The sequence below is a fragment of the Microbacterium enclense genome, from assembly GCA_038182865.1.
In the GTDB taxonomy this organism is placed as follows: Bacteria; Actinomycetota; Actinomycetes; order Actinomycetales; family Microbacteriaceae; genus Microbacterium; species Microbacterium enclense_B.
Genome location: CP116226.1, coordinates 1,528,021 through 1,551,910, shown reverse-complemented (window position 1 = coordinate 1,551,910; position 23,890 = coordinate 1,528,021). Strand labels below are relative to the sequence as shown.

Below are 23,890 nucleotides of genomic sequence, written 5' to 3'. Positions count from 1 at the left end.
GGAGGACCGGCGGAACGGGTGTGGGCCCCGGTCGGATCGGCGTCGATCGCGACCGGTTGTGGCCGAGGCTAGGGACCGTGTGTTTCGGTCGAGGAGCCGGATCTGTTTCAGGGACATTAAACGTTTAAGTTCATCGTCGCGCAAGAGGCGATTCGCCCGTCGGGTAACGTCGGCCCACGTGACCCCCCGCAAACCGACACTGCACGACGTGGCCGCCGCGGCCGGTGTGTCGATCGCGGCAGCGTCGTTCGCCCTGCGCGACAAGGCGGGGGTCTCGCCCGAGACGCGAGAGCGGGTGCTGGCATCCGCCCGCGCGCTCAACTACGTCGTCAACGCGCCCGCACGCAGCCTGCGCACGTCCCGCTACGGCACGGTCGGTCTCCACCTGCCGCCGGGCTCGACGCGCCTGCCGTACTACACCGAGTTCGCCTTCGGCGTGGTCGATGCTGCCGATCACCGCGGACTGTCGGTGATCCTCCTCCCCCACCGCCTTGCCGACGACTCGACACCGCCCGCGGCGTTCGTGGACGGGTACATCGTGGTCGACGCGACGGTCGAGGATGCCGGCATCCGGGCCATCCTCGACACGGGCCGCCCCGTCGTGAGCGGCGAGCACGTGCTCGGCGGGGAGGACCGGGTCGCGGGCAGCGTCGTGTACGACCACGACACTGCCCTGCGCGGCCTTCTCGGTCACCTGACCGATCGGGGAGCCGAGCGCATCGCCGCCGTCCTGCCGCCCGACGGCACCAGCTGGAGCCGCGAGCTCACCGCGACGTTCACGTCGTGGATGACGGAGCGCCGCGGCATCCCGATCATCCGCACGATCGGCTTCGTCCCCACCGCCGACGAGGTCGACACAGCGGTCGCCGACATCCTCGCCACCGAGCGGATCGACGCCCTCATCGTCGCGCCGAGCGGGTCGGCCGCCCCCGCACTCCAGGCCGCTGCGCGCGCCGGACGACGCGTCGGCGACGACCTGCTGCTCGCCGCCTACGTCGACGAGCCGATGCACGCGCTCCTGACCCCGGCGGTCACCTCCTTCGATCTCGAGGCCCGAGCCTTCGGCTCCGCCTGCCTCGAGCTACTGACCGCGGTGACGGATGCCAAGCCTCCGGCCGATCGCGTGCGCGTCATCGCCCCCCGGCTCCAGGTGCGCGCGAGCACAGCCGGTGCCTAGCGGGCCTTGCGCTCCCTCGCGCACCTCGAGTTGCCGCCGTATCCCGTACCTCGGATCCGGAGATCGTCGTCGGATCCGGACGATGCTTCTCGTTTCGTCCGGATCTGCTGACCATCTCCGGATCCGTGTACGGGCACTCCGCTGTTCGACGCGACCCGCACTCGCACGGACCCACGCGCGAGGGGCCGCGACCTAGAGTGAATCCCGTGCGGGTGCGGTTCTTCGGCGGATTGAGCGTCGCCACGGATGACGGGGATGCCGTCGTGCCCGGGCGCGGCCAACAGTCGTTGCTCCTGCGCCTCGCGGTGGACGCCGGTACCACCGTGAGCGTCCGCGCGCTGGCCGAGGACCTCTGGCCGATCGACACTCCCGACGACCCGCGCGCCGCGTTGCAGTCGCTCGTCTCCCGTCTTCGTCGCGCTCTGCCCGCCGGCAGCGTGTCGTCGGCCCCGGGCGGCTACCGCCTCGACGTCTCGCGCGCCGAGGTCGACATCACCCGGTTCCAAGACCTGGTGGCCGACGCCCGAACGAGCGGAGACGCCGCGCGCGCCCGCGAAGCACTGGCGCTGTGGACGGGAGACGTCTGGACGCCGGGCGACGGCTTCGACTGGCTCGTCCGCGACCTGCTCGAAGACCGCGCCCACGCCGAGCGGCTCGCGGCGACGGTCCCCATCGCGATGGCTCCCGCGGCCGTGGTTCCCGCACCGCTTCCCGCGCCCGTGACGAGCCTGATCGGCCGCGGCGATGAACTCGACGCCATCCGCGCGCGCCTCACGACCGATCGCCTGGTCACCGTGATCGGTCCGGGCGGCGCCGGCAAGACGACCCTCGCGGTAGAGACGGCCCGCGCTCTCGCCGACGCGATCATCGTCGAGCTCGCGCCGGCCGCTGCGGGCGAGGTGTGGACGGCGATCGCCGGTGCCGTCGGTCGCGGCGTGCGCGTGCGCGACACGAGCGGTCCACCCTCGACCTCGGCCGAGCGCGTGGCCGAAGCCGTCTCGGGTCGCGAGGTCGTGATCGTCCTCGACAACTGCGAGCACGTGTCACGCGAGGCTGCGGAAGCCGCCCTGACTCTGCTCGGAATGAGCGCGGGGGTGCGCGTGCTGGCGACGAGCCGTGAGCCCCTCGGCATCCCGGGCGAGGCCTTCGTCGATCTCGGCCCCCTCCCGCCCTCCGACGCCGAGGAGCTCTTCGCCCGGCGCGTGCGCTCCGCGCGGGGGAGCGAACCTCGCGCAGACGAGCGCGACACCGCCGTGCGGATCGTCCAGCGCCTGGACGGGCTCCCCCTGGCCATCGAGCTCGCCGCCGCGCGATCCCGCACACTCGACCTCGCCGAGATCGACGCCGGCCTCGACGATCGCTTCGCCCTGCTCTCCCACGGCCCCCGGCTCAGTTCCGAGCGGCACCGCACCCTGCGCGCGCTCATCGACTGGAGCTGGGACACCCTCACCGACGACGAGCGCGTCGCGCTGCGTGCGGCCGCGGTGTTCCCCGACGGGATCGGCGCGTCCGACGCCGCCGCGGTGGCCGACGTCTTCGGGGTGGATGCCGACGCCTTCGACGCCCTCGTCGATCGCTCGCTGCTGACGCGGCGCGACGGACGCTTCCGCATGCTCGAGACCGTCCGCGAGTACGGACTCGACCGCCTGCGCGCCAGCGGTGACGACGAGCGATACCGGATCACCGCAGCCGATGTGCTGTCGAGGCTCGCGTCCGGCAGGGAGCGGGACGTCCGAGGCCCGGGGCTGCCCGCAGCATTGGCCTGGTTCGATGCGAACGATGAGAATCTCACGGCGGCGCTGCGCACCCGCGTGCGGGCACACGACCGACGCGGCGGCGCGCGGTTGGTGCGCAGCCTGCTGTGGCCCTGGGCGATCCGCGAGCGTAGCGACGATCTGCGACGCGCGGTCGCCGATGTCGCCGATACGGACGCGGAGCTCGACGATGAACCGACCGTCGTGGTCGAGGCCGTCGCCCTGTTCTCGAGCAGCTTCCCCGAGCGGGGCGAGACGGCCGGATTCTCTCCCGCGGCGTTCGCCGCGCGTCGCGCCCAGCTCGAGGAGGCCGCCCGTCGATACCCGTCCGAGGTGACCGCGCTCGTCCCTCCGCTCCTGCGGCTCGCGGGCTCGGTCCTCGCTGCCGGCGACGGGGATGCCGCGCGCACCTGGCACGTCGACGTCACCGACGAGGAGTTCGCCGCCGCGCCCCCCTGGTCTCAGGCGATCCTCCACACGCTCGGCGCGGGTGCCGCGCAGAACTCCGGCGACATCCGCACCCTCGGCGAGGAGAGCGAGCGGGCCGTCCAGATGTTCACCGAGATCGGCGACCCGTGGGGGCAGGGTTTCGCGAGCCAGCTGCACGCGGAGTGGCTCATCCTCGAGGGGCGCCTCGAGGAAGCGCTCGCAGTGACGGACCGCTCGAGCCAGGCGATCCGCGGACTCACCTCCCTCTCCGACTATCTGCAGCAACGCGCGCAGGCCGTCGGCATCCTGCTCCGACTCGGGCGCGAGGACGAAGCGCGCTCTCGTACCGAAGAGATCGAGAGGCTCGCCGCCGCCGACGGCTCGGTGCGTTCCCTCGGACAGGCCGCCATGACGACCGCCCACGTCGACGTGGCCACCGGCGACGGCGAGGCAGCGCTCCGCGCGGTCGAGAGCATCGCTTTGGAGCCGGGCTTTCCCGACCAGTTCATCGCGTGGCGAGACGCGCAGCGCGCTCAGGCCCTGCTGCTCCTCGGCCGGCACGAGGAGGCGCGGGCCGCGCTCCGCGAAGCGATCCGACGCGCCGCGCTGTCGCGCGACTACCCGATCGTCGCCATGGTGCTCCTCGCGGTCGCCGGGTGGAACGCCGCAACCGGGCGCCGCGCTCTCGCCGAAGAAGCCCTGGCCCGCGCCGCCGCCGTCCGCGGCGCCGCGGACGTGCTCGACCCGTTCCACGTCTGGGTCCGCGCGCGGCTGGCCGCGCTCCCCGACGCTCCCACGACGGAGGGCCCCGGCATCCGGTCGCCCCTGACGGACGTGGATGCCGAGGCCCTCGCGGCCCTGCTCGACTAGGCCTTGCGCATGTAGGCGCGCACCGTGAGCGGAGCGAAGACCGCCACGATCACCGCGGCGCCGATCAGCGAGATGACCGCATCGGAACCGAGCGTGCCGGAGTTGACGAGATCGCGCACCGCGGTGACGAGATGCGAGACAGGGTTGGCGTCGACGAACCACTGAAGCCACGACGGCATGGTGTTCGCCGGGACGAACGCGTTGGAGAGGAACGTCAGGGGGAACAGGATGATCATCGAGATCCCCTGCACGCTGGACGCGCTGCGGGCGATGACGCCGAAGAACGCGAAGATCCAGCTGATCGCCCACGAGCACGCGATGACGAGGAGTCCCGCCGCGACGACCGCCCAGAGACCGCCCTCGGGCCGGAAGCCCATGATGTAGCCCATCGTGAAGGTCAGCGTCGTCGCGATCGCGTACCGCACAGTGTCGGCCAGGAGCGCGCCCGAGAGCGGCGCGATGCGCGCGATCGGCAGCGACCGGAACCGGTCGAACACGCCCTTGTCCATGTCTTCGCGCAGCTGCGTACCGGTGACGACCGAGGTCGTGATGACCGTCTGCACGAGGATGCCGGGGATGATGATCGGCAGATAGCTCTGCACGTCTCCGGCGATCGCGCCGCCGAAGATGTAGGTGAACATCAGCGTGAACAGGATCGGCTGCACGGTCACGTCGATGAGCTGCTCCGGCGTGCGCCGGATCTTCAGCAGACCGCGGCCCGCCATGGTGAGGGTGTTCTGCACGGTCTGCGAAAGGCTCGCGGTGCGGGGCAGATCGCGTTCGAGGGTCAGGGCGCTCATCGGCGGACTCCTTCCAGGTCGTCGGCACTCTCTCGCGCCGCGGTGTCGTCGGCCGGCACACCCGTGCCGGTGAGGGTGAGGAAGACCTCGTCGAGCGTGGGCTGCTGCACGCTGAACTCGCTCAAGTGGAGGCCCGCGTCGCGGAACGCGACGAGCAGATCGGTGACCTGGTCGGGGTCGGACATCGGCACCGTGAGACGCGCCGCCTCCGGCGAGACGATCGCCGTGGCATCCAGGACCCGTCCCACCGTCGCGCGGGCGACGTCGAGGTCGGAGCCGGGTTGGAGCCGCAGCACGAGCGAGGCTTGGCCGACCGACGCCTTGAGCTCGAGCGCCGTGCCCTCGGCGACCACGCGGCCGCGGTCGATGACGGCGATGCGGTCGGCGAGCTGGTCGGCTTCGTCGAGGTACTGCGTGGTGAGCACGACGGTGGATCCGGATGCCACGAGCCGCCGGATCGTGTCCCACATCTGTCCGCGGGTGCGGGGGTCGAGACCGGTGGTCGGCTCGTCGAGGAAGATGAGCGGCGGCTGGGCGATGAGGGATGCCGCGAGGTCGAGGCGGCGACGCATGCCGCCCGAGAACTTCGCGAGCGGCCGGGATGCCGCCTCGGTGAGGCCGAACTCCTCGAGCAGCTCGCTCGCCTTGCGGCGGGCGTCGGCACGGGAGAGGCCGAGGAGGCGACCGAAGATCATGAGGTTCTCGGTGGCCGAGAGCTTCTCGTCGACCGAGGCGAACTGCCCGGTCAGGCCGATGAGCTGGCGCACGACGTGCGGCTCGCGGGCGACGTCGTGGCCGAAGATCTCGGCACGGCCGCCGTCGGGACGAAGCAGCGTCGTCAGCATGCTGATGGTGGTGGTCTTGCCGGCGCCGTTGGGGCCGAGCACGCCGTAGACCGTGCCGGCTTCGACGACGAGATCGACGCCGTCGACGGCCCGGTTGGAGCCGAACGTCTTGACGAGCCCTTCGGCGCGGACCGCGGGAGAGCGGGTGGATGAAGTGGTCATGACGACAGAATGCGCCGGGTGCGCTGTCGCGCTTCTGTCATGACGGAGGGGGCGCTGTCAGGGTGCTGTCAGGGACCCTGACCTGCCGGTCGATGCCAGCGACCTCGATCGCGCGTTCCGTGGCGCCGGGCCGTCAGCGACGGTCCAACACGTCATACGCCGCGAGCAGGCGACGCGTCCTCAGCGACTCCGCCTCGCCGATCACGGCGGCATCCGTCTCCGAACGAGCACGGGTCCACGGCCCGGGTTGGCCGGAGCGCTGAGCGATCCACGGCAGAGCGGCGCCGCCGTGCGCGTCGACGATCGGTCCGCGTTCCGGACCGAGACGATGGAGCTCTGCCACCCACCGTTCGCCCCTCCGGCTCCAGCCAAGCGTCGTGATGATCACTGCGCTCACGCCGGGACAGACCTTCGGGCTCTTCCGCGCGTTCGGCGGAAGAGAGGAGATACCCGCCCTCGTGCGGGGAAACCGTATAGCGAATTTCCCCTCCGGTGTTGGCCAACGTGGCGTCTCCTCGGTGAGGACGCCCCGGCCGACGCGGAGCCGCGCTGGTGGATCGATCTCATGGTCCCGTGGGAGGCAGACGACCGCGCCGCCCCGGTGGTCGCCGCTCTCACCGCCGTGTCGGGCGGCACGACCCGAAACCTCGCTCCGGGCGGACGCGGCTGAACTCCTCCCTCACTGCGCCGGCGGGCGCAGCTGCGTCAGCTTCACCTCGTGCACGGTCCATACCGTCAGGGCGAGCAGGGGCATCAGGGGGATGAGCGGGAAGAAACCCGTGACGATGACGACCAGATACCCCAGGGCGATCACGCCCACCGTGACCGCGGCCACCACCTCGATCGGACGTTGACGCAGGAAGAGCCGGACCGCACGGGCGACACCCGGGTCGCGGAGTGGGCTCAGCACCCCTACGCAGATCACACCGACCGAGCCGAACGCTACCGCCGCGCCCACGCGCGAGCCGATCGGCATCCCGGAGATCTGCGCGAAGATCGCGAACGTGAGGAAGGGCGTGATGACGGTGACCAGCGTGACCAGTCCGATCAGGAATCGGACGAGTAACGCCGTCGCCACCTGCGCGATGTACGGGGGAACACGCGCGACCGGGTTCTCGCTGAGGATGCGACGCGCGGTGACGATCGCCTGAGTCCGTCGCCCGCTCGCCATCTGCGCCGCTGCCAGCATCTGACCCACCGAGGGATTCGTCGGGTCGATACGGGCGGCCTCCTCCGCCAGACGGTAGGCCTCCTCACGACGAGGAGCCAGTCGCATGGCGATCGACGAGGCGGTGACGAGGGCGTCGACACGCTCGCCGTCATCGACGGCAGTCGTCAGACCCGCCTCCGCCTCCTGTCGGGCAGCATCGAACTGCCGTCGTTCGCGCAGGACGCGTGCGAGGACAAGCCGAAAGCCGCTCCGCCCCGGTTCAATGCGTACGGCCTCGCTCGCCCAGCCCAGCGCCTCGGTCGAGTCGCGCGCCATTGTGATCCGGGCGAGGAGCGCAGCGGCATCCGCTCGCAGGTCCGCGTGCGCGAACGCGAGACGCGCGTCGCGCTCGGCCCCTTCGGCATCGCCGATCTCGGTCCGGGTGATCGCCATGAGCAGCAGGGACGGCCCGTGATCGGGATGCTCCGACAAGACGAGTTCGAGCACGAGGCGCGCCTTCTGCGGCTCCCCGAGGAGCAGGTATCGCCGCGCCTCGTCGAGGGGATCGGATGCCATGTCAGATGCGGTGCCGCTTCAGATAGGCGCGCAGCTGGCCGAACGTGCCGTCGTCGATGCCGTACTCGAGCACGGGCTTGATCTGCTCGAACCATTCGCGCGTCGACGGGACGACCCGCGCGGCCGCGCGCTCGAGGTCGGCGGTGCCGATCATGCGGGGGACTCCGGATGCCACCGACTCGGTGAACGCCGTCTCGACGGCCTGGTCGACCACGTAGGCGATGTCGGCCCCGGAGAACTCCGTGGTCCGTCGCGCCAGCTCCCGCGCGTCGACCGCGGCCGCGGGCTTGTCGCGCAGGGCGTTCTCGACGATCGCGAGCCGCGCGGGCTCGTCGGGCGGCAGGACGAGCACCGTACGGTCGATGCGCCCCGGGCGCCGGAGGGCGGGGTCGACGTCCCACGGCCGGTTCGTGGCCGCGAGGATGTAGACGCCGTCGTTGTCGGCATCCACCCCGTCGAACTCCTCGAGCAACTGGCTCGCGAACATGCGCAGGGACTGCGCCGAGGAGCCGCCCGAGGTGCGCCGGCCGCCGATCGCGTCGAACTCGTCGATGAACACGACGCACGGGCGCGCGGCACGCGCCGCCTCGAAGAGGGAGTGAATCGACTGCTCGGTCTCGCCGAAGTGCGGACGCACGAGGTCGGCGAGGGTCGCGTGCACGAAGTTCGCCTCGAGCTCGCCCGCGATCGCGCGCGCGATGAAGGTCTTGCCGCAGCCCGGGGGGCCGTACATGAGGAGGCTCCCCCGCGGGGCCTTGCCGAACATCCGCGCCATCTCGGGGTTGCGCATCGGCAGGAGGAAGGCGCCGTTCAGGTGCTGCTTCACCTCGTCGAGGCCGGCGACATCGGAGAGCGTCACGGCCGGCCGCTCGACGTCCCAGACCGGCTTCTCGACCTGGTCGGTCGACACGTCTAACAGGGGCGCATCGCCGGGCCGCGTGTCGTCGACGGAGCCGGTCGCGGGCGCGGCCGGCTCTCCCGGTGCGGCAGGAGGGCCGGGCACGAACGGTGCGGCGGGTGCCGGCGGGAGCACGACCGGCGCGACGGGCCGCGTACCCGCACCCGGATCCGGCGCCGGGGGCGTGACATCCGGAGCCTGGCCCGCGCGCAGACGCGCCGCCGCCAACCGCGCGCGCAGCACGCTCACGGTCGCCGCGTTGGCACCGAGCTCGGCGATCCGTTCGATCTCGGCGGCGGCCTCGTCGAGTCGTTCCTGCAGGAGCAGCTCGACGAGGTCGACGCGCAGGCCGATGTTTCCGGGATCGGCCGCGACGGCCGCCCGGATGATCTCGACGAAGTCCTCGGAACCCGTCATGACCGGATCAGGCTCCGCGGAGCCGTTCGGCGAGGTAGCCGTGCAGCGCGTCGAGGGAGATGCGCTCCTGGCCCATCGTGTCGCGGTCGCGGACGGTCACGGCGTTGTCGTCGAGCGAATCGAAGTCGACCGTGACGCAGAAGGGGGTGCCGATCTCGTCCTGGCGACGGTAGCGACGGCCGATGGCCCCCGCGTCGTCGAAGTCGATGTTCCAGCCCGCCGACCGCAGGGCGTCGGCGACCTCGCGCGCCAGCGGCGACAGGCGCTCGTTGCGCGAGAGCGGGAGGACGGCGACCTTGACCGGGGCGAGGCGCGGATCGAGCTTGAGCACCGTGCGGGTGTCGGTGCCGCCCTTGGCGTTGGGCACCTCTTCTTCGCGGTAGGCGTCGACGAGGAAGGCCATCATGGCGCGCGTCAGACCGAACGACGGCTCGATGACGTAGGGCGTGTACTTCTCGCCCGACGCCTGGTCGAAGAACGTGAGCGACTGGCCCGAGGCTTCCGAGTGGCTCTTGAGGTCGTAGTCGGTGCGGTTGGCGACGCCCATGAGCTCGCCCCACTCCTTGCCGGGGAAACCGAAGCGGTACTCGACGTCGATCGTGCCGGCGGAGTAGTGCGCACGGTCGTCTTCGGGTACGTCGAAGCGCTTCATGTTCTCGGCGTCGATACCGAGGTCGATGAACCAGTTCCAGCACGCCTCGACCCAGTGCTCGAACCACTCGTTCGCCTCGGCCGGAGGGGTGAAGTACTCGATCTCCATCTGCTCGAACTCGCGCGTGCGGAAGATGAAGTTCCCGGGGGTGATCTCGTTGCGGAACGCCTTGCCGACCTGGCCGACGCCGAACGGGGGCTTGCGACGGGATGCCGTGAGCACGTTCGAGAAGTTCACGAAGATGCCCTGCGCGGTCTCGGGGCGCAGGAAGTACAGGCCCGACTCGTCGTCCACCACACCGAGGTAGGTCTTGACCAGACCGGAGAAGGACTTGGGCTCGGTGTACTGGCCCTTCGTGCCGCAGTTGGGGCACGGGACGTCGGCGAGGCCGTTCTCGGCCTTACGGCCCTTGCGGGCCTCGAAGTCTTCGATCAGGGTGTCGGCGCGGAAGCGCTTGTGGCAATGCAGGCACTCGACGAGCGGGTCAGTGAAGGTGGCGACGTGACCCGACGCCTCCCAGACGCGCTTGGGCAGGATGATGCTCGAGTCCAGACCCACCATGTCGCCACGACCGCGCACGAACGTCTGCCACCACTGCCGGCGGATGTTCTCCTTCAGCTCGGTGCCGAGGGGGCCGTAGTCCCATGCCGAGCGCGAACCGCCGTAGATCTCACCGGCCTGGAACACGAACCCGCGGTGACGGGCGAGGGCGATGACCTTGTCGAGGCGGGACTGTTCGGCCACGGTGGCTCCAATGGTCGGAAAATCGTGGGGGCGGGCGCGAGGGCGCGGCATCCAGTTTATCGAAGCAACCCGTCCTCGCCGGGCCGGCCGGCGCGGGCACCGTCGCGCTCGTCACGCCACGACTGCAGGTAGGGCATGGCGACGTTCGTCGCGTGAGCGGTGAGGGTCGCCCGGGCTGCGGCCGCGAGCGCCTCGGGCATGGGGACGGACGCCGCGGGCATGTGCGCGATCGGATACGGGAAACGGTTGCGGAACATGTCCATCCACAGCAGCACGAGGTCGCCCGGGTGGGTCAACGACGCCCGGGTGCGTGAGCCGCGTTCGTGCCGCTCGATCTCCCACCCCTGCCGCGTGGGCGTCGCCGCGTAGTCGGGATCCCCGCCCCAGGCCCAGCCGCCCCGACCGCGGACGGGCACACCGTAGCCGAAGCCTTCCAGAGCCAGGGCAAGCGCCTCGGGCGTCCACGGCGCAGGGAAGAAGGTCGACATGCTCACGCGAAGGGCCAGCGGCGACAGCCGCGCGGGCACCTCGTGCGAGGTCTGCGGGAGTTCCGCCTCGAGCGCGGCGGCCAGAGCGATCGTCACGGCCGACGGCTCGCCCTGATCGAGCAGGAGCACGAACGTCTGCAGGCAGCGCAGATAGGTGCGGTGCTCCGCGGCATCCGCGAAGGGCGGGATCGGGATGCCGTCGACAGCGGGCCGCCCCCACGGCACGTCCTCTCGGTCGGTCTCCGACATGCCCTGTGGTCCGCCGGTCACCGCGTGATCCGCTCACGACGCACGGTGAAGTCCTCCAGCGCCGCCGTGTCGATCTCGACGCCGAGTCCCGGACCCGTCGGAACCCGCACGTGCCCGTCCTCGATCACGGCGGGCTCGGTCACGATGTCGCGATCGTAGAAGCGCGCGGATGCCGAGATGTCGCCGGGCAGCGTGAAGCCGGGGAGAGCGGCGAGCGCGGCGTTCGCGGCCCGGCCGATGCCCGTCTCGAGCATGCCGCCGCACCAGACGGGGACACCGGCGGCGAGCGCGCGGTCGTGGATCGCGACAGCCTCGAGGTAGCCGCCCACGCGTCCCGCCTTGATGTTCAGGATGGCCGCCGCCCCGAGCGCCAGGGCGTCGGCCGCGGCCTTGTCGGACACGATCGACTCGTCGAGGCAGACCGGGGTGCGCAGTCTCTTGGCAAGGGTGGCATGGTCGACCAGGTCGTCTTCTTGCAGCGGCTGCTCGATCAGCAGCAGACCGAAGCGGTCCAGTTCGGCGAGGGTGTCGGCATCCTGAAGCGTGTACGCCGAGTTGGCGTCGACCTGCAGGGGGATGTCGGCGAACGTGCCGCGGACGGCGGAGGTGTCGTCGATGTCGCGGCCCGGTTTGATCTTGATCTTGATGCGCACGTAGCCCTCATCGAGATAACCGCCGACCGCGTCGACGAGCGCCGCGGGATCGCGCTGGATGCCGACGGAGACGCCGGACGGCACGCGGGCCTTCTCGGCCCCGAGGTAGGCGCCGAAGCTCCGGCCCTCGGCGCGGAGCGCGGCGTCGGTCACGGCGAGTTCGAGGCCCGCCTTGGCCATGCGGTGTCCGACGAACGGACGCAGCAAGCCGGGGACCTCCTCGGCGGCGAGCGTGCGGCGCTCCAGCAGCGCGGGCGCGAGGTAGCGGGCGAGGACATCCCAGGCGCTCGCGGTGTACTCGCTCGAATAGAGCGGCTCCGCCATCGTCACGACCTCTCCCCAGCCGAGCCCGTCCGCGGTCTCGGCGGTGACGACGATGACCTCCCGCACGGTCTCGGTGCCGAACGACGTCGTGAACGGAGAGACCAGGGGGATATGCAGCACGCGGAGGCCGATGGCATCCAGGGTCACGGGCGAGGTGGGGTGCGTGAGGGGCATGACGGCAGGCTAGCCGCGCCGCCGCGCGGACCGGGGGCGCGGGCGCGGCGAGCCGGTGGCGCGGCCGGGGCGAGCGAAACTCCTGAGAGATCAGCGCTCGGGCCGCCTGTCAGGGGACGAGCGACCTGCCGGCGCCGATTGTTCAGGAGTTTCGCTCGCGCCCCTGCCGGAAGGCGGGCCGCGGCGCGGGCGGATACGCCTGGGTGGCCCCGCCGAGAGACGCGACCGTAACGCCCGCGCCCGCACCTGGCAAGGCCGACGACCTCACGGACGCGCGCGCGTAGCGTCGAGCGCATGAGCGACGACTTCACTCCCCGCCACGCGATCGTCACCGGCTCCGACTCGGGGATCGGCGCGGCCACCGCGCTCGCCCTCGCCGAGGCCGGGATCGACGTCGCCATCACGTACCACTCCGACAAGGACGGCGCCGAGGAAGTGGCCGAGGGCGTACGCGCCCGGGGCTCGCGGGCGATCGTCGCGCAGTTCGACGCGACCGACTTCGACGCGGTCCCGGATGCCGTGAACTCCATGGCCGACGAGCTCGGCGGCCTCGACGTCTTCGTCAACAACGCCGGCGGCGGCGTCGGCGGCTCGTTCCTCGACCTCGACTTCGACACCTGGCGTACCGACATCTCGCTCAACCTCGACGGCGCGTTCCTCGCGCTGCACACCGCGGCGAAGCGCATGGTCGCGGCCGGCAACGGCGGGAGGCTCATCGTCGTCTCGAGCGTGCACGAGCACCAGCCGCGCGTCGGCTCCGCTCCGTACGTCGCCGCCAAGCACGGCGTCGGCGGCCTCATCAAGACGATGGCGCTCGAGCTCGGGCAGTACGGCATCACGGCCAACGCGGTCGCGCCGGGCGAGATCGCCACGCCCATCAACGACATGTCCGCGGAGGATGCGGATCGCGTCCACCGCCCCGGCATCCCCCTCGGTCGCCCCGGCAAGCCCGAGGAGATCGCCGACGTCATCCGCTTCCTCGCCTCGCCCTCCGGCTCGTACGTCACGGGCGCGAGCTGGGTGGTCGACGGCGGCATGCTGCAGATGGGCCCGCAGGCGGGCTCCCACATGGACTCGGACGCGTGGCGTTCGGCCGGAGAGTGAGGACGGACATGACCGACGAGAAGAGCTTCGAAGAGAATCGTCACGATCAGCTGACGAGCGCCCCCAAGGCGACGGAAGAAGACGCGGCCCCGCGCTTCGACGTCACCGAGCACGACGGCGTGACCCGCATCGACGTGCGCGACGACGCGGCCGTGCGTCCGGGTCCGGGCCAGGGCGATCCTGCGGCGGAGAAGGACGAGCCCGTCTCGGGCGCCTGACCCTCAGACGATCAAGTAGCCCCGGCGGTCGAACCCGCCGATCCGGTGACCGGATGCCAGCTGCCCTCGCAGCTGGTCCCGAAGGCGTTCCCGCCATGCGGCGGCGGCCGCCGGGTCGCTGCGGCGAAGGCCCTCGATGTCGTCGGGCACCTCGACGATCGCGAAGATCGCGTCGTCCGACGGGGTCGGAGCAGGAGGCTCCGCGAGCGCCCACGTCACCATCAGACGGTCGGACTGGTCACCGCGATTCACGCCGTCGGCCATGGCACCGTACTGGTCGACCAGGTACTCGGTGACACGGGCGCCGAGGACCGAGAGATTGAAGTGGGCGTTGCGCGGGATGAGGGGATCGAAGGTCCAGGTGATGTGGCCGATGCCCCGTTCCAGCGCCCACGCGCGCTGGTGCGTCTTGAGCTGACGGCCCAAGCCGCGTCCCTGATACCCCGGCAGCACCCCGGTGATGTGCGAGTGCAGCGACCGCGCCGCGGGCGGACCGAAGAAGGCCGCCGACGCCCCGATCATGCGCCCGTCGTCGAACAGGCCCACGACGTAGTTGCCCGCGTGTTCGAGGGCACGGAGGATGTTCGCCGGCATCGTGCCGCGCTCGTGCCAGACCTCGTCGAAGACCCGCGCCGCCTCGTGGATGCCGTCGACGGTGTCGAGGGGACGGATGTCGATCTCGCTCATGCTTCGAGTCTGGCACCCCGCGTGCCGCGTGACGGATCGGCTCGTCGCCTCGTCTTCGTGACGACGCCCGCAACAGAGTTCCCGCTCATCGCGTCGGCATCCGGCTCCGCGGAGCGAGTCTCCGACGTCGCACCGATCATCGGCGAGCTGTGGGGCAGGCTGACCGGTCAGGGGCAGACGCTCAGCGTGGCAGCTTGTCGAGCCCGCCCACGTGGCGGATCGTGCGGCCGCGCTCGATGGCGATCGCGATGCCGCCGACCAGCCACAGCGGAACCTGGGTGAGGAACGCCAGGCGGAAGGCATCCAGAGAATAGGTCTCGGGGGTCCCCGCACCCTGGACGTCCATGGCGATACCGATGAAGAGGATCGCGAGCAGCGCCGCGAGGAACCCTCCGCCGTTCACGATTCCGGTCGCCGTGCTGAGGCGGTGACTGGGCGTGAAGGTGCGGGCATGGTCGAAGGCGATCATCGACGCGGGCCCGCCGGTCGACAGAGCGAACATCAGCACGATCAAGAGCCATACGGGCGCGGGCCCGGGCCACGCGACGACGGCGATCCACGCGGCCGCCTGGAACATGACCACCGGGAGCACGAGCCAGCGCGACCGGCGGGTGGGATGCCGGCTCGACAGCGCACCGATGACCGGACCGCACAGGATGCCGAAGAACACGAGCGTCGTCATGATCAGTGACGCGGTGGCCGGGGGCAGTCCCTCGCCGGCGGTGAGGAACGGGAAGCCCCACAGGAGCATGAACGCCGTGCCCGCGAAGGGGGTCGCGAAGTGCGACCAGAAGCCGAGACGGGTACCGGGGTGCGCCCACGACTCGCGGAAGCCCTTGCGCAGGTCGGCAGAGGATTTCACGACCCGGATCGCACCCGTCTGCGTGTCGACCGAGGTGTCGACGGGGTCGGCTCGGCGTTCGGGCGGGCGGTTGCGGATGATGAGGTAGGTCAGCACCGCGAACAGCACGCCGAGGCCCGCGAGGGAGCCGAACGCGACGCTCCAGCTCGTGGCGTGCAGGAGGGCCGCGAGCGGCACCACCGCGATGATCTGACCGAACTGGCCGATGATGCCGGTGAGCTGCACGAGAAGGGGCGCGCGCTGCGCCGGGAACCACGTGGCGATCACGCGCAGCACGCTCGGAAAGATCGCGGCGTCGCCCGCGCCGATGAGGACGCGCGCCAGGATGCCGATCCCCACCGCGTCGGCGAAGGCCATGACGAGTTGACCCGCCGCCATCAGGACCATGCCGATCGCGATCATCGGGCGCGCGCCGAACCGGTCGAGGAGGAGGCCCACCGGGATCTGCATCGCCCCGTAGACGAAGAGCTGGATCACCGCGAACATCGACAGCGCGGAGGCATCGGCGTGGAACCGTGTGGCCGCGTCGACGCCCACGGCCGACAGCGAGGTGCGGTTGACGATCGAGACGACGTACGCGAGCAGGCCGATGCCCCACAGCGTCCACGTGCGCCACCCCGGGCGGTCGAAGCGCAGGGTGTCGGTCACGCCTTCCAGGCTATCCGCGCCGGGCCGCGGAGGGCGGCGCCACGGAACGCAACACGACTGGCCGGTCGGGAAGACCGCGAGTAGGTTCGCACCGACCCCCGGAGGAACGCCATGACCCAGATCCAGACCACCACCGCCGGCAGCCTCCCGCGCACCGACGCCCTGATCGCCGCGAACGCCGCTCGTCCGTTCGCCGATGACGGCTTCACCTTCGTTGCGGGTGACGCCACTTTCGACGCCCTCGTCGATGACGCCGTCGCCGACGTCGTGCGCCGCCAGCGCGAGGCGGGCGTCACCCAGCCCGGCGATGGCGAGTTCGGCAAGGCGATGTCGAACGCCGTCGACTACGGTGCCTGGTGGTCGTACTCCTTCCAGCGCGTCAGCGGACTCTCGCTCACCGAGGTCAACGCCTTCACGGAGCCGCCTGTGCGCTCCGAGCCCGGTCACGTGCGCCTGACGTCGTTCCTCGATCGCCGCGACCGCCAGTTGTTCGCCGAGGCCTACGCGAGTCCCGACAGCGGCATCGCCACCGGGCGGGTGGCCACGGCCTTCCCCACCACGACGGGCGCGATCTCCTACCGCGGGGCCGATGCGGTCGCCGCCGACATCGGGCACCTGCGCTCGGCGCTCGGCGACGGAGAGACGGGCTTCCTCACCTCGATCGCCCCCGGGAGCGCGGCGCGCGTGCGCAACGAGTACTACGCCACCGACGAGGAGCACGTCTGGGCGTGGGCGGAGGCCCTGCGCGAGGAGTACCGCGCCATCGTCGACGCGGGCCTGCTGCTCCAACTCGACGATCCCTCGCTCGCCGAGAGCTGGGACCAGATCAACCCCGCCCCCTCGGTCGACGACTACGTCGCTTTCACGCGCATCCGGGTCGAGGCCCTCAACCACGCGCTCGAAGGCCTCCCCCGCGACCGCGTGCGCTTGCACCTGTGCTGGGGCTCCTGGCATGGCCCGCACGTCACCGACATCGAGCTGCGCGACATCCTTCCCGTCGTGCTCGAGGCGAACGTCGGGCAGATCTCCTTCGAGGCGGCGAACGTCCGTCACGAACACGAGTGGGGCGTGTGGGCGGATGCCGATCTCCCCGACGATCTCGTGCTCGTCCCGGGCGTGGTGAGTCACGCCACCAACGTCGTCGAGCACCCCGATCTCGTCGCTCAGCGCATCGAGCGCTTCACCCGCATCGTGGGACCGGACCGCGTGATCGCCTCGACGGACTGCGGGCTCGGGGGACGCGTGCACCCGCAGATCGCGTGGGCGAAGCTCGAAGCCCTCGGCGAGGGTGCGCGGCGCGCCGCGGCGCGCACCTGACCGGCGATCAGGACGAGACGATCTCGCCGAGCACGTCGGACATGCGATCGCGGACCTCGTCGAAGTACTGCGTCAGCGGCATCCTGTCGTCGTCCGCCAACCACCGCTCGAGAGCGGTCTGCAGCAGTTCGACGGTGAGGCCCGCCACCACCCGCGAGGTGAGCGGGTCACTCCCGCGCGCCGCGCATCCCGCGCGGATGGCGTCGCGCAGGTCGGCCTGTTTCTGCAGGTCGCGTTCGCGCAGGGCGGGTTCGGTCTCGATGATGCGGCGCGAGGCACGCATCTGATCGCGGCGCGGCTCGAATCTCTCCGCGGCGAGCACGCGCAGCCCCGCCCAGGCGATCGAGAACGGCGGCGCACCGGGCGGGGCGGCCTCGAGCATGGCCGTCGCGAGGGCGGGGATCTCATCGTCGCCGAAGAAGACCTCGCGCTTGTCGCTGAAGTGACGGAAGAACGTCCGCCGGGTCACGCCGGCGCGCTCGACGATGTCGGGGACTGTCGTGGCGCCGAACCCCCGCTCCTCGAAGAGCTCCAGCGCGGCGGTGCGAAGGCGTTCTTTCGTGTCCGGAGCCCACCTTCCCATGGGTGTGAGCCTACGTGATGCCACGGAGTGTCATCATCGTCTATAGTGAAGACACTGCGTGTCATCACTGCGGAAAGGCTCCGATGTCCACTCACTCTGCGGCGACCATGCCCGCGCCCCGTGCCCGCCTGACCGTGAGCACCGTGCCGACCCCCGAGCCGGCGGCCGACGAAGTGCTCGTTCGCGTGGGGGCGGTCGCGGTCAACCCGGTCGACTGGGTCATTCAGGGCACGAGCCGCATCACCTACCGATGGCTCCGCACGCCCGCGGTACTCGGCTCCGACGTCGCGGGAGAGGTCATCGCGCTCGGCTCGTCGGTGACGCGTTTCCGCGTCGGAGAGCGGGTTTTCGGTCTCGCGACAGGAACCGACCGCGGGCGCGATCCTCTCCGCGAGGGGGCTTTCCAGGGAGCCACCGTGCTGAGCGAGCGACTCACCGCCGCGACGCCTGCCCACCTGTCCGACGAGGAGGCCGCGGTGTTCCCGCTCGGCCTCTCCACCGCCGCCTGCGCGCTCTTCCAGCCCGCCCACCTGGGACTTCCCCTCCCGTCGGCCAGTCACCCGGCCGCAGCGGCCGGCGTGGTCGTCGTCTGGGGCGGATCGACCAGCGTCGGCATGAACGCTATCCAGCTCGCGCGCGCCGCCGGGTACGACGTGGTGAGCACCGCCTCCGCGCGCAATGCCGATCTCGTCCGATCGCTGGGGGCGGACACCGTCGTCGACCACCGGTCCCCCACCGCGGTCGACGACCTCGTCGCCGCCATCGGCTCGCGCGCGGTCATCGGCGCCGTCGCTCTCGGCGCGGGGTCGGCCGACGCGTGCATCGACATCCTCGCGCGCACCGGTGGCACGCGCCTCGCCCTCGCCAGCACCCCCTACTCGCTCGCCGCACTCGCGGGTCGGCGTCAGCTCTTCCCCGCGATGCTCCCCGTCTTCTCGAGGATCGGCCTCTCCACCGTCCGATCGATGCTCCGCGCCCGACGCCGCGGCATCCGTGCCGGCTTCGTGTGGGGAAGCAGCCTGCGTGACGACGACCTCGGGCCTCGCCTGTGGGGCGACATCGTTCCCCGTCTCCTCGCCGACGGAGGCCTGCGCGCCGTCCCACCGCCGCTCGTCGTCGGCACCGGTCTGGCCACGATCCAGACGGCTCTCGATCGACAGCGCGCCGGGGTGTCGGCGCAGAAGGTCGTGGTCCGACTCTGACCGCCGCCCACCGAGCGCGGGCCGTGGTCGGCGACGCCACCGCGGCACGGCAGAATGGTCCGATGGTCTCCGCGAGCCCCCACCTGCAGCCCGATCACGCGTGCCTCATCGTGCACGGCAGCGACACCCCCGGCATCATCGCCGCGGTCTCGGCCCTCATCGCACGTCAGGGCGGCAACATCGTCGCCTTCGACCAGTACTCCGACGACCCGCGCGGGGGCGCGTACTTCCAGCGGGTCGTGTTCTTCCGACCCGACCTGGCGGCCGCGTTCCCCGAGATCGAGGCCGACCTCGCCACCACGCTCGGGGACGGGTTCGAGCTGGAGTGGACGCTCACCGACCTCTCCACGCCGAAGCGGATGGCGATCCTGGCGTCCAAGCAGGATCACTGCCTGCTCGACCTGCTGTGGCGTCACCGCCGCGGTGACCTGCCCGTCAGCATCCCGATGGTCGTGTCCAACCACACCACCGCCGCTGACGACGTCCGCTCCTTCGGCGTTCCGTTCTTCCACGTGCCCTCGACCCCCGGCCCCGACAAGTCGGCATCCGAGGCCCGTATCCTCGAGCTCCTGGTCGGCAACGTCGACTTCGTCGTGCTCGCGCGGTACATGCAGATCCTCTCGCCCGACTTCCTCGAGAAGATCGGGGTGCCGGTGATCAACATCCACCACTCGTTCCTGCCGGCCTTCATCGGCGCCGAACCGTACAAGAAGGCGAAGCAGCGCGGCGTCAAGCTCATCGGCGCAACCTCGCACTACGTCACGAGCGACCTCGACGAGGGCCCGATCATCGAGCAGGACACGGTGCGCGTCACACACGCCGACTCCGCCTCCGAGCTCGCCCGCCGCGGGGCCGACGTCGAGCGTCAGGTGCTCTCTCGCGCCGTGCTGTGGCACGCGGAAGACCGCGTGATCCGCCACGGCAACCACACGATCGTCTTCTGACGCGCGGCGCCTCGGCGACGCCTACCTCGCCGAGACCGTACCCGATTCGCGAGGCCGCACCCGATCGTGCGCAATCACGTGCGTTTTCGACGAACGAGTACGACCTCGGCGAACGGATGCCGCCGGCCCCGCGTCAACCGGGATCGGTCGCGCGGGCTGAGCGGGCACGCGCCACCGCGCGGGGGGGGTGATGGGGCAGCCGGTCAGGGACTGAGGTGGTGCACGCCGTCGGGGAGGCGCCGGCGGCGCCACGACCCGAGGATGTGCTCCTCCATCGCCACGCGGGCCGCCACCGCGTTGCCCGCTTCGATCGCCTCGAACACGCGCTCGTGCTCGGCGAGGGTGCGAGGGACCGCGTCGACGGGGTTGTTGCCGTCCCAGCGGGCGCTCTGGCGCGGACGCACGAAGAACGACCGGGCGATCGTCGCGGCGATCTGGTTCTTCGATGCGGCCATCACCGACAGGTGGAACTGCATGTCGGCCTCGAGGAAGGCGGGGTTGTCGTGTTGCCGCCGCCGCATGTCGTGCAGGTGCCCCTCGATCTGCAGCCGCGACTCGGCGCTGCCCGTCGCCGCGACCTCTCCGGCCATCACGCCCTCGAGCGCGGCGCGCACGACACTGACCTCGTCGAGCACGCCGAGCGACTCGTCGTGACGCACGAGTGAGTCGAAGACCAGCGGGTCGAGCACGTTCCAGTCGTTGAAGGGACGCACCCGCGTGCCGCGGCCCTGGGCGACCTCGACGAGCCCCTTCTCCTGGATCCGCTTGACGCATTCACGGATGACGGTGCGGCTCACCCCGAACTCGTCGCACAGGGCCTGCTCCGGTGGGAGATACTCCCCGATCGCGATCCCGCCGGTCACGATGAGCTCGACGAGATCCTCCAGGACCCGTGCGCCGATGCGGTCGATCTGCCCACGCTTCGGCACCCCGGCGCGGGGCTCGGCGGCGGGAAGCATGGAGAGCACTCTACTCCGCCCGTCGCCCCACGCTCCGGCGCACCCCGAGTTCGAGACCGGTGCGGCTGTCGCGCACGTGGGGGCCTCCCTCGCCACCCCAGACGAAGTCCGCCGTCCCGTGGTGCACCGACTCGTCGATCGAGATCCCGCCACCGGGAAGGTCGCCCAGCACGAGCCCGCCGTCGGCCACCTCGTAGTCCACCGTCACCCCGAGCGGCATCTGCGCGGTGGTGACCTCGGTCAGCAGGTGGTTGGGGATCGCGGTGGCGACCGCCATCGTCGACGGGTTCGACGTCATCCCGATCGGACTCACCGGCAGATCGCGCGCGTGAGCGGCGACGGCCACGCGGAGCGAGTGCGTGACGCCCCACACCGCCGCGGCCTGGACGATGTCGACCGCCTCCGCGTCGAAGAGCTGCCGGTACTGCTCGAGACCGGTGAGGTTCTCGCCGGTCGCGATGGCCGGGGAGATGGCATCCCGAAGCCGTCGCATGCCGGTAGCGTCCCAGCGGCGGAGCGGCTCCTCGACCCACGCGATCTCCACGCTCCGCTCGAGGTGCTCGATGTAGCGGATCGCCTGGGGGAGGTTCCACGACTCGTTCGCGTCCAGCATGACGAGCGGTTCATCCGTCGCATCGCCCAGCACGTCGCGCACGAGCGCCAAGCGCTCGGCGTCGTGACGGTAGTTGCGCCCGCCTTTGAGCTTGGCCGCGGTGAACCCGCGGTCACGCATGGACGCGTAGAAGGAGCTGAGGCCGTCGGCATCCAGAGCGATGTCGAGACCCGAGGCATACCCCGGGATGAACCGGTCCCGCCCGCCGAGCAATCGCCACAGCGGTTCGCCCAGCGCCTTCGCCTTGATGTCCCAGAACGCGCTGTCGAGCGCACCGATGCCACCGAACACCGCGCCTCCGTGCCCGTTCTTGAACATGCGCGAGATCATGCGGTCGTACAGCCATGACGTCGCGCGCGGGTCCTCTCCCTCGACCGCTTCGAAGAGCTGAGGGATGCCGTCGTGCATCCCCATGCCGACACCTTCGATGCCCTCGTCGGTCTCGACGATGACCAGCGGCAGGGCGGTGACGCCCGACGCGATGAAGCCGTTGACGTCGCCGACCGGGCGACCCCAGTCGAGGGTGGTGTTGATCAGGCGGTATCCCGTGATCTTCATGACTGGACCTCTTCCGCCCCGGTATCCGGGGTCATTCCTTCGTCCCTCCCGCAGTCATCCCTTCGACGAGGAAGCGCTGCGAGAACAGGAACACGATGAGGATCGGCGCGATGGACACGAGCGTGGCGAGCGCCATCACCGGCAGATCGAGAGTGACGGACGCCGACGAGGTCGGGTTGAACAGCGGGACGTTCGACAGCAGTTCTGCGAGCCCGACCTGGATCGGGGCCTTGCGCCCCGGCTCCATCACGAAGGGGAGGAAGTAGTTGTTCCAGTTGCCGACGAGGTTGAAGAACCCGACGAGCGCGATGACGGGAGTCGCCAGGGGCAGGGCCACCGAGCGGAACACCCGCAGCTCACTGGCCCCGTCGATGCGGGCCGCGTTCAGCAGGTCCTGCGACACGCTCGTCGTGAAGTAGATGTACGTGAGGTACACCCCGAACGGGAAGAACGAGAACGGCAGGATGACGGCCCACGGGGTGCCCACGAGCCTGAGCGCGCTCATCTCGAGGAACACCGGCAGCACGAGCGCGGTGTTGGGGATCAGCATCACCACGAGAGTGAGGAGGAGCAGCACGCCCCGGAACCGGAATCTCGTCATGGCGAGCGCATACCCGGCGGGGATCGTCACCACGAGGGTGATCACGAGCGCCACTCCGGTGTACAGGACGGCGTTTCCGGTCCACTGCCAGATGATGCCGTTCTGGAACTCCGACAGCCGCGAGAAGTTGTCGGCGATCGTGGCGAACGAGCCGAAGCTGAACGGCGGTTGGCCTGTCAGCTCGGTCGACGACTTCGTCGGGGCCAGCAGGAGCCAGACGATCGGCATCCCGAAGACGACGACGAAGAACAGGACGATGACGGTGACGAGCGCCTTCCCGAGGAAGGCCGCCGGGGACGGGGTGCGCGTCGTCGTGGTCGACTTAGTCGCGTTCAAAGAGTCCTCCTCGGAAGACGAAGAAGGCCGCGAGGCCGGCGGCGACGACGAGCAGCATCAGCGAGATGGCCGCGGAGCCGTTGAAGTCGTTCTGCCGGAAGGCGTAGAGGTAGGCGACCTGGTTGAGGGAGTAGTCGAGGCCTACGACGCCCTTGCTGGCCTGCGACAGCACGCGCGGCTCGACGAAGAGCTGAGTGCCGGCGGCGAGCGACATCACGGCCATGTACGAGATCCACTTGCGCAGCAGGGGGATCTGGATGTACCAGGCGGTGGCGATCGGGCCCGCGCCGTCGATACGAGTGGCCTCCATCACCTCGACGTTGATGTTGTTCAAGGCGCCGTACATGATGACGATCCATCCCCCGGCACCCGCCCAGAAGGCGATCACCGTGAAGACGACGGGGAGGTTGCCCTCGTTGCCGACGACGTCGACGAACGTGTTGAACCCGAGGGAGCGCAGCAGCCCGCTCACGGGGCTGACGGTCGGGTCGAGCATGAACAGCCACAGCAGCACACTCGATGCGCCGGCGAGAGCACCGGGGATGTAGAAGATGAAGCGCGATGCCGACGACAGCCACCGCACACGGATGGCGTGCACGATCACCGCGAGGATCACGACGATGATGACGAGGCTGGTGAGCCAGATGGCGATGAAGGCGGCGACGTGGCCGACGGCGGGGAGGAAGCGGTAGTCCTGGACCGCTTTCAGGAAGTTGTCGAAGCCGACGAAGGCTCCGTCCTTGGTGAACGCCAGGTACGCGGCGTAGAGGGTCGGCAGGATGCCGAAGGCCAGCAGCAGGATGACGTATCCGCTGACCATCAGGTAGCCGAACGTCGACTGGGCTCGACGCAGAGAGAGCATGCTCGGTCCGTTCTCAGGGGGAAGGGGCTGGCCG

The 23,890-nt window shown here is 70.5% G+C and carries 22 protein-coding genes; 7 read left to right on the top strand and 15 right to left on the bottom strand.

All coding sequences use genetic code 11. From position 1 onward, the window contains the following. Positions 1-178: 178 nt before the first annotated feature. Positions 179-1,177 carry a LacI family DNA-binding transcriptional regulator gene (locus PIR02_07310; GenBank protein WZH38470.1) on the top strand — a complete coding sequence of 333 codons (999 nt, stop codon included), beginning with the start codon at positions 179-181 and terminating at the stop codon, positions 1,175-1,177. Between the two features lie 206 nt (positions 1,178-1,383). Then, positions 1,384-4,230, top strand: coding sequence for an ATPase (locus PIR02_07305; GenBank protein WZH38469.1), 2,847 nt, complete (start codon positions 1,384-1,386; stop codon positions 4,228-4,230). On the opposite strand, the gene PIR02_07300 is transcribed toward PIR02_07305, so the two are convergent. From PIR02_07300 to menC, 8 genes are all read right to left on the bottom strand, one after another. Next, complete coding sequence (locus PIR02_07300; GenBank protein WZH38468.1) at positions 4,227-5,030, bottom strand: ABC transporter permease; 804 nt, start codon at positions 5,028-5,030, stop codon at positions 4,227-4,229. The genes PIR02_07305 and PIR02_07300 overlap by 4 nt on opposite strands. Beyond that, the gene (locus PIR02_07295) at positions 5,027-6,037 is read right to left on the bottom strand and encodes an ATP-binding cassette domain-containing protein (GenBank protein WZH38467.1); all 1,011 of its coding nucleotides are present in this window, start codon (positions 6,035-6,037) and stop codon (positions 5,027-5,029) included. Before PIR02_07295 ends, PIR02_07300 begins: the two co-directional genes overlap by 4 nt. Positions 6,038-6,170: 133 nt before the next feature. After that, positions 6,171-6,434 carry a hypothetical protein gene (locus PIR02_07290; protein WZH38466.1) on the bottom strand — a complete coding sequence of 88 codons (264 nt, stop codon included), beginning with the start codon at positions 6,432-6,434 and terminating at the stop codon, positions 6,171-6,173. A gap of 282 nt (positions 6,435-6,716) precedes the next feature. Continuing rightward, entirely contained in the window at positions 6,717-7,763 is a 1,047-nt protein-coding gene (locus PIR02_07285; protein WZH38465.1) for a hypothetical protein, read from the bottom strand. A gap of 1 nt (position 7,764) precedes the next feature. Next, positions 7,765-9,078 (bottom strand): AAA family ATPase, encoded by a 1,314-nt coding sequence (locus PIR02_07280; GenBank protein WZH38464.1) that lies wholly within the window; start codon positions 9,076-9,078, stop codon positions 7,765-7,767. A gap of 7 nt (positions 9,079-9,085) precedes the next feature. Continuing rightward, positions 9,086-10,474, bottom strand: a complete 1,389-nt coding sequence (locus tag PIR02_07275; GenBank protein WZH38463.1) for a glycine--tRNA ligase — start codon at positions 10,472-10,474, stop codon at positions 9,086-9,088. A 56-nt stretch (positions 10,475-10,530) separates the two neighbouring features. After that, the gene (locus PIR02_07270; GenBank protein WZH38462.1) at positions 10,531-11,211 is read right to left on the bottom strand and encodes a hypothetical protein; all 681 of its coding nucleotides are present in this window, start codon (positions 11,209-11,211) and stop codon (positions 10,531-10,533) included. Positions 11,212-11,228: 17 nt separating this feature from the next. Further along, on the bottom strand, positions 11,229-12,362 hold the full coding sequence (gene menC / locus PIR02_07265) for an o-succinylbenzoate synthase (GenBank protein WZH38461.1): 1,134 nt from the start codon (positions 12,360-12,362) through the stop codon (positions 11,229-11,231). A gap of 294 nt (positions 12,363-12,656) precedes the next feature. Here menC and PIR02_07260 point away from each other — a divergent pair, with 294 nt between their 5' ends. Both PIR02_07260 and PIR02_07255 read left to right on the top strand, forming a co-directional pair. After that, positions 12,657-13,466 carry an SDR family oxidoreductase gene (locus PIR02_07260; protein ID WZH38460.1) on the top strand — a complete coding sequence of 270 codons (810 nt, stop codon included), beginning with the start codon at positions 12,657-12,659 and terminating at the stop codon, positions 13,464-13,466. A gap of 8 nt (positions 13,467-13,474) precedes the next feature. Continuing rightward, complete coding sequence (locus tag PIR02_07255; protein ID WZH38459.1) at positions 13,475-13,684, top strand: multidrug transporter; 210 nt, start codon at positions 13,475-13,477, stop codon at positions 13,682-13,684. 3 nt (positions 13,685-13,687) lie between these two features. On the opposite strand, the gene PIR02_07250 is transcribed toward PIR02_07255, so the two are convergent. Beyond that, positions 13,688-14,371 carry a GNAT family N-acetyltransferase gene (locus tag PIR02_07250; GenBank protein ID WZH38458.1) on the bottom strand — a complete coding sequence of 228 codons (684 nt, stop codon included), beginning with the start codon at positions 14,369-14,371 and terminating at the stop codon, positions 13,688-13,690. Between the two features lie 181 nt (positions 14,372-14,552). Beyond that, the gene (locus PIR02_07245) at positions 14,553-15,881 is read right to left on the bottom strand and encodes an MFS transporter (protein WZH38457.1); all 1,329 of its coding nucleotides are present in this window, start codon (positions 15,879-15,881) and stop codon (positions 14,553-14,555) included. Positions 15,882-15,992: 111 nt separating this feature from the next. Here PIR02_07245 and PIR02_07240 point away from each other — a divergent pair, with 111 nt between their 5' ends. Then, complete coding sequence (locus tag PIR02_07240) at positions 15,993-17,198, top strand: cobalamin-independent methionine synthase II family protein (protein WZH38456.1); 1,206 nt, start codon at positions 15,993-15,995, stop codon at positions 17,196-17,198. A gap of 7 nt (positions 17,199-17,205) precedes the next feature. Here PIR02_07240 and PIR02_07235 read toward each other — a convergent pair whose 3' ends face one another. Then, the gene (locus tag PIR02_07235) at positions 17,206-17,781 is read right to left on the bottom strand and encodes a TetR family transcriptional regulator (GenBank protein ID WZH38455.1); all 576 of its coding nucleotides are present in this window, start codon (positions 17,779-17,781) and stop codon (positions 17,206-17,208) included. 83 nt (positions 17,782-17,864) lie between these two features. Between PIR02_07235 and PIR02_07230 the strand changes: the two genes are divergently transcribed. Together PIR02_07230 and purU are read left to right on the top strand one after the other, a co-directional pair. Continuing rightward, positions 17,865-18,983, top strand: coding sequence for a zinc-binding alcohol dehydrogenase family protein (locus PIR02_07230; protein WZH38454.1), 1,119 nt, complete (start codon positions 17,865-17,867; stop codon positions 18,981-18,983). A 62-nt stretch (positions 18,984-19,045) separates the two neighbouring features. Then, a complete protein-coding gene (gene purU / locus PIR02_07225) occupies positions 19,046-19,927 on the top strand; it encodes a formyltetrahydrofolate deformylase (GenBank protein ID WZH38453.1) in 882 nt (293 codons plus the stop codon). A gap of 203 nt (positions 19,928-20,130) precedes the next feature. On the opposite strand, the gene PIR02_07220 is transcribed toward purU, so the two are convergent. From PIR02_07220 to PIR02_07205, 4 genes are read right to left on the bottom strand one after another with little or no spacing between them, the layout of a single operon-like run. Further along, positions 20,131-20,886, bottom strand: coding sequence for a FadR/GntR family transcriptional regulator (locus PIR02_07220; protein WZH38452.1), 756 nt, complete (start codon positions 20,884-20,886; stop codon positions 20,131-20,133). Between the two features lie 10 nt (positions 20,887-20,896). Next, entirely contained in the window at positions 20,897-22,057 is a 1,161-nt protein-coding gene (locus PIR02_07215) for a mandelate racemase/muconate lactonizing enzyme family protein (protein ID WZH38451.1), read from the bottom strand. Between the two features lie 31 nt (positions 22,058-22,088). Continuing rightward, on the bottom strand, positions 22,089-22,994 hold the full coding sequence (locus PIR02_07210) for a carbohydrate ABC transporter permease (GenBank protein WZH38450.1): 906 nt from the start codon (positions 22,992-22,994) through the stop codon (positions 22,089-22,091). After that, the gene (locus PIR02_07205; GenBank protein ID WZH38449.1) at positions 22,981-23,856 is read right to left on the bottom strand and encodes a sugar ABC transporter permease; all 876 of its coding nucleotides are present in this window, start codon (positions 23,854-23,856) and stop codon (positions 22,981-22,983) included. Before PIR02_07205 ends, PIR02_07210 begins: the two co-directional genes overlap by 14 nt. Between the last annotated feature and the right edge of the window lie 34 nt (positions 23,857-23,890).

What these genes read in the sequence shown, in the direction of transcription:
- PIR02_07300 (WZH38468.1), bottom strand. Translation starts at nt 5,030, where the DNA reads ATGAGCGCCCTGACCCTCGAACGCGATCTGCCCCGCACCGCGAGCCTT.
- PIR02_07295 (WZH38467.1), bottom strand. Translation starts at nt 6,037, where the DNA reads ATGACCACTTCATCCACCCGCTCTCCCGCGGTCCGCGCCGAAGGGCTC.
- PIR02_07285 (WZH38465.1), bottom strand. Translation starts at nt 7,763, where the DNA reads ATGGCATCCGATCCCCTCGACGAGGCGCGGCGATACCTGCTCCTCGGG.
- PIR02_07280 (WZH38464.1), bottom strand. Translation starts at nt 9,078, where the DNA reads ATGACGGGTTCCGAGGACTTCGTCGAGATCATCCGGGCGGCCGTCGCG.
- PIR02_07270 (WZH38462.1), bottom strand. Translation starts at nt 11,211, where the DNA reads ATGTCGGAGACCGACCGAGAGGACGTGCCGTGGGGGCGGCCCGCTGTC.
- menC (WZH38461.1), bottom strand. Translation starts at nt 12,362, where the DNA reads ATGCCCCTCACGCACCCCACCTCGCCCGTGACCCTGGATGCCATCGGC.
- PIR02_07260 (WZH38460.1), top strand. Translation starts at nt 12,657, where the DNA reads ATGAGCGACGACTTCACTCCCCGCCACGCGATCGTCACCGGCTCCGAC.
- PIR02_07255 (WZH38459.1), top strand. Translation starts at nt 13,475, where the DNA reads ATGACCGACGAGAAGAGCTTCGAAGAGAATCGTCACGATCAGCTGACG.
- PIR02_07250 (WZH38458.1), bottom strand. Translation starts at nt 14,371, where the DNA reads ATGAGCGAGATCGACATCCGTCCCCTCGACACCGTCGACGGCATCCAC.
- PIR02_07240 (WZH38456.1), top strand. Translation starts at nt 15,993, where the DNA reads ATGACCCAGATCCAGACCACCACCGCCGGCAGCCTCCCGCGCACCGAC.
- PIR02_07235 (WZH38455.1), bottom strand. Translation starts at nt 17,781, where the DNA reads ATGGGAAGGTGGGCTCCGGACACGAAAGAACGCCTTCGCACCGCCGCG.
- PIR02_07230 (WZH38454.1), top strand. Translation starts at nt 17,865, where the DNA reads ATGTCCACTCACTCTGCGGCGACCATGCCCGCGCCCCGTGCCCGCCTG.
- purU (WZH38453.1), top strand. Translation starts at nt 19,046, where the DNA reads ATGGTCTCCGCGAGCCCCCACCTGCAGCCCGATCACGCGTGCCTCATC.
- PIR02_07220 (WZH38452.1), bottom strand. Translation starts at nt 20,886, where the DNA reads ATGCTTCCCGCCGCCGAGCCCCGCGCCGGGGTGCCGAAGCGTGGGCAG.
- PIR02_07215 (WZH38451.1), bottom strand. Translation starts at nt 22,057, where the DNA reads ATGAAGATCACGGGATACCGCCTGATCAACACCACCCTCGACTGGGGT.
- PIR02_07205 (WZH38449.1), bottom strand. Translation starts at nt 23,856, where the DNA reads ATGCTCTCTCTGCGTCGAGCCCAGTCGACGTTCGGCTACCTGATGGTC.